Origin of the sequence: Roseomonas acroporae, assembly GCF_023223525.1 — a bacterium.
GTDB lineage: Bacteria > Pseudomonadota > Alphaproteobacteria > Acetobacterales > Acetobacteraceae > Roseomonas_E > Roseomonas_E acroporae.
This window is the reverse complement of the sequence record NZ_JALPRX010000146.1, coordinates 1-8,356: the sequence shown is the minus strand read 5'-3', so window position 1 is coordinate 8,356 and position 8,356 is coordinate 1. Positions and strand designations below refer to the sequence as shown.

Here is an 8,356-nt window from a genome sequence, read left to right as displayed (position 1 = left end):
ATCAGGCCGGAACGGCTCCAACCTTCTGGTCTTTCGCATTTTCCGGGCCACTGGGTGAGTACACCCAGCGTGAAAATGCTCCAGGCGGCAGCGGGCCTTCGCGTCACCAGCGCGGCGGCGGGCCGCCGGGGCCGCGATGCGGCGGGCCGATCCAGACCTGCCGGCAGGTCTGGCGCGGCACCATCACGCGCCGGCCGTGGCGCCAGGTCTCGACGTAGGTGGTGCGGCAGCGGTTCACCCACCGCACCGCCTCGATCCCGGGATCGCCGGCGGCGGCCGGCAGAGGCAGCAGCATGGCCGCGTTCGGCGGCGACGCCAGGGCAGCGCCCCCGGCGAGCCCGGCCGCGAGACCGATGGCGGCGGCAAGCATGCGGAAAGACATGGCACTCCTCATCGCAGGCGTCAGGCGACACAGGTTTGAGCCGGAAGTCGGCCCCGCCGTGGCGCATGGATGGCGCGTTTGCGGCACCGAGGCAATCGCGCCGGGTACAGATCGCGTCACGGGCCCGCCCTCCCGATCGCGGGCCGTGCGCGGCGGCCCGCCGCGAGGGGGCGGGATGCCGCCCGGGCGAATCGCCGCGACCGCCGCGCCGCCGGGCCGGCTTGCCGGCCCCGGCGGCGGCGCGCAGCCTGCCGCCATGCCCGACTACAGCCTCGAATCCGCGATGGGCGGCCGCGTCGCCGGGGTGGACGAGGCCGGGCGCGGCCCGCTGGCCGGCCCCGTGCTCGCCGCCGCCGTGCTGTTCCCGGCCGGCGTGCCGGATGCCCTCGCCCGCCTGCTCGACGACAGCAAGAAGCTCGACCGTGCCCGGCGCGAGGCCGCCTTCGCGGCGCTGCGCGCGGCCGAGGCGGCGGGGCTGGCCGAGATCGGCCTCGGCGCGGCCAGCGCGGCGGAGATCGGCCGGCTCAACATCCTGCGCGCCACGCACCTCGCCATGGCGCGTGCCGTGCGCCGCCTGCCCGGCCCGGTGGACCTCGCCCTGGTGGACGGCAACCAGCCGCCGCGCCTCGACTGCGCCGTGCGCTGCCTCGTCGGCGGCGACGGGCTGAGCCTCAGCATCGCCGCCGCCTCGATCATGGCCAAGGTGGTGCGCGACCGCGCCATGCACCGGCTCGACGCGCGCTGGCCCGGCTACGGCTTCGCCGCGCATGCCGGCTACCCCACGATCCGACACCGGACGGCGCTGCGCGAGCTCGGGCCGACGCCGCACCACCGGCGCGGCTTCGCGCCGGTCGAGGCGGCCATGGCGATGACGACGATCGCGGCGGGGCGGGGGGCATGGCGGCCCGCGACGCGGCCATGAGGGCCGGCCCCGCCGCCGGACCGCGCCGCCGCGCCGGGCCGGGGCGGGCCGTGCTCAAGGGGACCGGGCTCGGGGGGATCCTTGCTCAGGGGGACCGGGCTCGGGTGGGTCGGGCGCCCGGCCGTCCACGCGGTATCCGGGGGCGGGCAGGGGCCGGGCCGGCCCCGCCCGCCGGCTGGCGACGCGCTTCGGCCGCCGTGAGTCGGGCTTGCCGCGAATCGCCGGAATCGCCCGCGCCGCACCGGATTGACGCCCGGAATCCCGCGTGATTCCTTGCCGCCCGACGCGTCGCCGTCGGCGCGGCATTCCCCGCGCGCCGGGGACGCGGGTCCGGGGGACATGGCGACAGTGCGGATGGGTCTCAGCCTACAGACCGACCAGATCCTGGTCGGCGATTGCATCGACGTCATGCGCGAACTGCCGCCCGCCTCGGTCCATGCCGTGGTGGCGGACCCGCCCTACAACCTCCAGCTCAGGGGCGACCTGCGCCGGCCGGACGACAGCCTGGTGGACGGGGTGGACGCCGCCTGGGACCGCTTCGCGGACTTCGCCGCCTACGACGCCTTCACCCGCGCCTGGCTGACCGAGGCGCGCCGCGTGCTGCGCAAGGACGGCACGATCTGGGTGATGGGCGCCTACCACAACGTGTTCCGCCTCGGCGCCGCGTTGCAGGACCTGGGCTTCTGGATCCTGAACGACGTGATCTGGCGCAAGTCGAACCCGATGCCCAACTTCCGCGGCCGCCGCTTCACCAACGCGCACGAGACGCTGATCTGGGCGGCGCGCGGGGAGGAGAGCCGCTACCGCTTCAACTACGCCGCCATGAAGGCGCTGAACGACGACCTGCAGATGCGCTCGGATTGGCTGATCCCGCTCTGCACCGGCGGCGAGCGGCTGCGCGACGCGGCGGGACGCAAGCTGCACCCGACGCAGAAGCCCGAGGCGCTGCTGCACCGCGTGCTGCTCTCCTGCACCGCGCCGGGCGAGGTGGTGCTGGACCCGTTCCTCGGCAGCGGCACCACCGCCGCCGTGGCGCGCCGCCTCGGCCGCCGCTTCATCGGCATCGAGCGCGAGGCCCCCTATGCCGAGGCGGCGCAGGCGCGGGTGGACGCGGTGGAGCCGCTGCCCGAGGGCGCGACGCTGGTGACGGTGCAGAAGCGCGACCAGCCGCGCGTGCCCTTCGGCACGCTGGTCGAGCGCGGCCTGGTGCCGGCCGGCAGCCCGCTCTTCGACCGGGCCCGCCGCTGGCGCGCCATGGTCGGGGCGGACGGCTCGATCCGCTGTGGCCGGGTGCAGGGCTCGATCCATCAGGTCGGCGCCGCGGTGCAGGACGCGCCGAGCTGCAACGGCTGGGTGTTCTGGCACGTCGAGGCGCCGGGCGGCCGGCTGCGGGTGCTGGACGAGCTGCGCGCGGACATCGTGGCCCAGGGGGTCTGACCAGGGAAGGGGGTCTGATCGGCCAGCCGTCCGGCGTCGCCGCGGCCCTTGCCGCCGGATGGAGGCCGCGTGGCGGGGAGCCGGCAAGGATCGCCGCCGGGGCGAACAACCCGGCGGCACGATGCCGGCGCGAGGCGACGATCTACGGTGGACCGCGCTCGCCGGTCGGCCCACTCCCCGGCGGCCCATCCCCCGGCGGCCCATCCCCCGGCGGCCCATCCCCCGGCGGCCCATCCCCCGGCGGCCCATCCCCCGGCGGCCCGCCGAACGCCGCCGCCACCTCGGCCAGCAGCCGCGCCTCCTCGCCCGCGTAGCGCGGCGAGAAGTGGAACGGCTCCACCCGCAGCGCCCCGGCCGCGTGCGCGATCTCGCCCGCCGCGCGCGTGGTGAGATGGCCCCGCGCGGCGGCGAGCGGCGCGTCCTCGGCGGCGAAGGCGGCCTCGATGAACAGCGTGTCGGCGCCGCGCACCAGTGCCTCGATCGCCACGCGGTTCGCCGGCGTGTCGGCCACGTCGGTCACGTAGCCGAGCTTCTGCCCGGGCGTGACGGTCACGAGGTCCCGAAGCTCGCCCAGCGGCAGGGTGGGCGGCAGGGTGGGCGGCAGGGCGCCGGGAAGGGCAGGGGCGCCGGCCGCGCCACCGGCCGCACCACGGGGCCGGACGTCGAACGGCACCGGGTGCGTGTCCGGCAGCCCCGCCAGCACCGCCCGCTTCAGCCCGGCGAGCCAGGGGCCGACCGGCAGGCCGCGCGCCTCCAGCCGGTTGCGCCAGACGTTCACGCGCGCCGCCTCCGTCACCGCGTAGCCGAGGCAGGGCGCGCCGTGATGCACCAGCGGCACGGCGGCGACGGCGAGCTCGCCGAGGCGCAGCACCACCCTGTCCCCGGCCCCGACCTCGTCCTCGGCCGGCGGCAGCGCCTCGGGCAGGAAGCCGCCGCGGAAGCGGTAGCGGGTGCGCGGCAGGGCGACGACCTCCTCCCCCCGCGCCGCCACCTCCGTCACGTCGAAGGTCAGCTCGGCGGCGTAGCGCGCGGCGAGGTCCCACTCGTAGCCGTGCAGCCGGTGGTACACCCGCGTGGCGAAGCCGGCCGGCCCGACCAGCCGCACATGCCGCTCGCGCCCGATCAGGTGGCGCAGCAGCGTGTCGAAGCCGATGAAGTGGTCGACATGGGTGTGCGTCACCAGCACCGCCTCGACCCGCAGCAACTCGCGCGCGGAAAGCGCGTGCAGGTCGCCGAGGTCGAACAGCAGGGCGCGGCGCTGGAACGGCAGGTCCACGAACAGGGTGGGATCGCCGGTGCGGCCGTTCACGAGGCGGGCGTGCAGGGTGGCGGGCATGCGGTCCGGCGGGGCGGCACGGGCCGGGCCGATGGCCGGCGCCGCCCGCGAAGGGGAAGCGAGCCAACCGCATCGGGCCGCGAAAGTCCACGCCGCGCGCCATGCCTGCCGTCCGCCGGGGGCATCCGGGCATGGGGGCAGCGGCGTGTTGGCCGGCGATGGGCCAGCCGGCGATGGGCCAGCCGGGAATGGGCCGGCCGGCGACGGGACGGTCAGGGTGAGCCGAAGCGCGTGGCCGGCGCGTCGATCGCGCTGTACACCCAGCCGCCGCCCGGCCCGACGGTCAGCTTCGCGCCGCCGAGCGTCCAGCCATCGGCGATGGCCAGGCGCCACGGGCTGCCGCTGACCGGGGCCTCCAGCGCGTCCGCCAGCTTGCGCAGCAGGGTGTAGCCGGGCTTGCTGGTGTCGCCGCTGAACTGGCCCTTGAAGGCCACGGGGACCTGCCGGACCTTGCCGCCCTCCTGCACCGGGACGGTGCCGGGGCCGGCCGGGCCGTCCGCCGCCACCTCGCAGCCGATGATGGCGGCATGCGTCAGCCAGCTCCGGACGAAGGGGCGCAGGCGGCGGAATTGGCCGATGGCCGCGTCGTCGCCGGCGCGGAGCCTGGTGCCGACCGTGACCTCGCCGCCGGCGCCGTGGCCGGCGATGAACAGCTTCTCGATCGCCTGCTCCCGGCCGAGCGCGCCGACCACCTTGCCGATCGTGTCGGCCCAGGACTGGCCGATCGCGATGAACGGGACGATCGGCGCCTCCATCCCCTGGCGGCGCACCGGCGGCGACAGGGGCAGGGCGGCCCCGGCGCGGCCGTTGACGGTGCCGATCCACATCCATTCATCGGCGAGGTACACATCGACGCGCCGTTCGCTTGCCATGGAGCCCACCCGGTCTCGGCCGCCCCGGCAATCTGCGGGCCGGGGCTTTCCGACGGCTGACGCCACGAGGCGCCAGACGGGGGGGCGCCTGACGGGGGGGGCACCCGGCGGGACTTGCGCCGGCTATTCATGATCGCCATCATGAAAACATGCGGGTCAGCCGAGCCACCCTGGAGAACCACCGTCGCGCCATCCTGGACGCCGCCGGGCGCCTGTTCCGGCGCGGCGGGCTGGAGCGCGTCACCCTGGCCGAGGTCACGCGCGAGGCCGGGCTGACGCACGGCGCCTTCTACGGCCATTACCCCTCGAAGACCGCCCTGGCGGAAGCCGCCTGCCGCGATTCCCTGGAATGCGCGGCCGCGAAGTGGCGCGTGCGCGCGGCCGAGGCCCGGGCGGCGGGGGCGGACCCCGTGGCCGCGCTGGTCCACCGCTACCTGACCGAGCGGCACCGCGACGAGCCCGGCGGCGGCTGCGCCCTGGTGGCGCTCGGCGCCGAGCTCTGCCGCGGCGAGCCGGGGCTGCGCGAGGCCCTCTCCATCGGCACGCGGGCGCTGCTCGCCGTGCTGGAGGAGGAGATCGCGCCGCGCCGGCCCGCCCTCGACCCCGATGGCCGCCGCCGCGCGGCGCTGGCGACGCTCGCCGCCATGGCCGGCGGCCTGCAGCTCGCCCGCGCCTGCGGGCCCGACCCCGAGCTCTCGCGCGAGGCGCTGGAGGCGGCCGCGCTCCTGGCCGTCCAGGCCGCCGACACCGCCGGCGCGCCCCCGCAACCCGCCCCGCCGGACGCCCCGGACCAGCCTCGGCCGGCCCCGCCGCCTCCCCTCCCGGAAGGACCCTGAACCATGCTCTCCGGCCTTCTCGCGCCCGCCCTGGCGCGCCGCGGCGTCTTCTACGGCTGGGTGGTGGTCGCGGCCACCTTCCTGACCATGCTCGCCACCGCCGCCGCCATGGGCATGACCGGCGTGCTGCTGCTGCCGCTGCAGCAGGAATTCGGCTGGACCACGGGCGACATCTCCGGCCCGCTCGCCTTCCGCATCCTGCTCTTCGGGCTGATGGCGCCCTTCTCGGCGGCGCTGCTGCAACGCTACGGCATGCGCTGGACGGTGGCCGCGGCGATGCTGCTGATCGGCACCGGCCTGCTGCTCGCCATGACGGTCATGACCACGCTCGCGGAGCTGTGGCTCTACTGGGGCGTGCTGGTCGGGCTCGGCACCGGCATGACGGCGATGGTGCTGGGCGCCACCGTGGCCAACCGCTGGTTCGTGGCGCGGCGCGGGCTGGTGATGGGGTTCCTGACCGCCAGTTCCGCCACCGGGCAGCTCGCCTTCCTGCCGGCCGCCGCCTGGATGGCCGAGCACTGGGGCTGGCGCGCCACCACCCTGGCCTCGATGCTGGTCTGCGCCGTGGCGGCGGTGGTGACGGTGATGCTGGCGGCCGAGCGGCCGCACTCGGTGGGGCAGGTGGCCTATGGCGAGGCGCCCGGCACGAAGCCGCCGCCCGCGCCCTCCGGCAACGCGGTGGCGATGGCCTTCGCCACGCTTGCCGAGGCCGCCGGCAACCGCATGTTCTGGGTGCTGTTCCTCACCTTCTTCGTCTGCGGCCTCTCCACCAACGGGCTGATCCAGACCCACTTCATCTCGCTCTGCTTCGACTTCGGCATGCCCAACGTGCAGGCGGCCTCGGTGCTGGCGCTGATGGGGGTGTTCGACTTCGTCGGCACCATCCTCTCCGGCTGGCTGTCGGACCGCTTCAACAACCGCTGGCTGCTGTTCTGGTACTACGGGCTGCGCGGCCTCTCGCTGCTGCTGCTGCCCATGTCGACCTTCACCTTCTACGGCCTGTCGATCTTCGCGGTGTTCTACGGGCTGGACTGGATCGCCACCGTGCCGCCCACGGTGAAGCTCGCCGCCGCCGAGTTCGGGCGCGAGAAGGCGGGGCTGGTGTTCGGCTGGGTGTTCACCGCGCACCAGCTCGGCGCCGCCGTCGCCGCCTTCGGCGCCGGCCTCTCGCGCGACCTGCTGGCGAGCTACCTGCCGGCCTTCTACCTGGCCGGCGCGGCCTGCCTCGTGGCGGCGGTGCTGGTCGTCGCGGTGCGTCGGCAGGGCACCCGCGCCGTGGCGGTGGCGCAGGGAGCGGACTGACCGCCGCCGCCCGGCCGGGGCGGCGCCCCGCCCCGGAGATCGCCCCGGGGATTGGCGGCCGCGTGTCCGCCCGAGGCCCCCCGGATCGCGGCCCCCGGATCAGGACCAGCGGATCAGGACCCCCGGATCAGGACCACCGGCCGGAACGCTTCCGCGCGGCCGGCGGGCGGCCGGGAGCGTCCCGCCCACCCCCCCGTGCCGGCGGGGCAGGCCGGGTCAGATGATGTAGTCGCCCGACCGCGTGATGCCGTAGTTGCTGTACAGGTAGATCGTCTCGCCGCTGGCGAAGGAGAGCAGGATGCCGCCCCAGTCGGTGGAGGTGGTCATCGAGCCGAGCTGGCCGTGGAAGGCGGAGAGGTCGATCTTGTCGGTGCCGCTGCGGAAGTCGGTGATGGTCATGTGGCCGCCGGCGTTGAGCACGAAGGTGTCGTAGCCGTTGCCGCCGGTGAACCGGTTGTTGCCCGTGCCGGACTCCAGCGTGTTGTTGCCGTCGTTGCCGTAGACCGAGCCGCCCGTCGCGTTGCCGCGCGCCCAGAGGTTGGCGGTGCCGGTGAGGTAGACGGTCTCGACGTTGTTGGCCACGGCCCAGTTCGCCGAGGTCATCACCATGTCGTCGCCGCCGTTGGCGCTCTCCACCACCTGGTCGCCGCTGTTGTCGACGATGTAGGTGTCGTTGCCGGCCCCGCCGGTCATGACGTCGGCGCCCGCGCCGCCGTCGATGTAGTCGTTGCCCGAGCCGCCCCAGAGCTGGTTGCTGGCCCCGTTGCCGAACAGGCCGATGTTGGTGGTGAGGCCGCGGGCGTCGGCGTTGATGGCGGAGTTGCCGTCCATGTAGATCGTCTCGACGTTGGCGGGCACCACGTAGCTGACGGAGATGCGGATCGCGTCGTTGCCGCCGCCGGCCGCCTCGATCACCTTGTCGGCCGCGTTGTCGACGATGTAGGTGTCGTCGCCGGCGCCGCCGGCCATGGTGTCGATGCCGGTGCCGCCGTCGAGGTAGTCGTTGCCGGTGCCGCCGGTCAGCGTGTCGTTGCCCTCGGCGCCGAACAGCGAGTCGCCCGAGTTGTTGGCGGTGATGCGGTTGTCGTAGGCGTTGCCGGCCCCGTAGAAGCTGCCGGTGCCGGTGAGCACCAGGTTCTCCAGGTGCAGGCCCAGCGTGTAGCTGAACGGCGCCATGATCGTGTCGTTGCCGGCGTTGGCGTTCTCGACCACCTCGTCGCCGGGGCTGTCCAGCACGTAGGTGTCGTCGCCGGTGCCGCCGAGCATGAT

Annotated in this window: 8 protein-coding genes; 4 read left to right on the top strand and 4 right to left on the bottom strand. The window is 75.1% G+C overall.

Annotation, left to right across the window (positions count from 1 at the left end):
• Positions 1-103 precede the first annotated feature (103 nt).
• On the bottom strand, positions 104-382 hold the full coding sequence (locus M0638_RS25885; protein ID WP_248669842.1) for a hypothetical protein: 279 nt from the start codon (positions 380-382) through the stop codon (positions 104-106).
• 256 nt (positions 383-638) lie between these two features.
• Here M0638_RS25885 and M0638_RS25880 point away from each other — a divergent pair, with 256 nt between their 5' ends.
• A complete protein-coding gene (locus tag M0638_RS25880) occupies positions 639-1,304 on the top strand; it encodes a ribonuclease HII (protein ID WP_248669841.1) in 666 nt (221 codons plus the stop codon).
• Between the two features lie 354 nt (positions 1,305-1,658).
• Entirely contained in the window at positions 1,659-2,741 is a 1,083-nt protein-coding gene (locus M0638_RS25875; RefSeq protein WP_248669840.1) for a site-specific DNA-methyltransferase, read from the top strand.
• Positions 2,742-2,883: 142 nt separating this feature from the next.
• On the opposite strand, the gene M0638_RS25870 is transcribed toward M0638_RS25875, so the two are convergent.
• Together M0638_RS25870 and M0638_RS25865 are read right to left on the bottom strand one after the other, a co-directional pair.
• Complete coding sequence (locus tag M0638_RS25870) at positions 2,884-4,077, bottom strand: MBL fold metallo-hydrolase (RefSeq protein ID WP_248669839.1); 1,194 nt, start codon at positions 4,075-4,077, stop codon at positions 2,884-2,886.
• 212 nt (positions 4,078-4,289) lie between these two features.
• Complete coding sequence (locus M0638_RS25865) at positions 4,290-4,949, bottom strand: hypothetical protein (protein ID WP_248669838.1); 660 nt, start codon at positions 4,947-4,949, stop codon at positions 4,290-4,292.
• 149 nt (positions 4,950-5,098) lie between these two features.
• Between M0638_RS25865 and M0638_RS25860 the strand changes: the two genes are divergently transcribed.
• Together M0638_RS25860 and M0638_RS25855 are read left to right on the top strand one after the other, a co-directional pair.
• On the top strand, positions 5,099-5,785 hold the full coding sequence (locus M0638_RS25860) for a TetR/AcrR family transcriptional regulator (RefSeq protein ID WP_248669837.1): 687 nt from the start codon (positions 5,099-5,101) through the stop codon (positions 5,783-5,785).
• 3 nt (positions 5,786-5,788) lie between these two features.
• A complete protein-coding gene (locus tag M0638_RS25855; RefSeq protein WP_248669836.1) occupies positions 5,789-7,087 on the top strand; it encodes an MFS transporter in 1,299 nt (432 codons plus the stop codon).
• A 216-nt stretch (positions 7,088-7,303) separates the two neighbouring features.
• Here M0638_RS25855 and M0638_RS25850 read toward each other — a convergent pair.
• Positions 7,304-8,356: calcium-binding protein (locus M0638_RS25850; RefSeq protein WP_282572304.1), on the bottom strand; the 1,053-nt coding region annotated here is incomplete at its 5' end.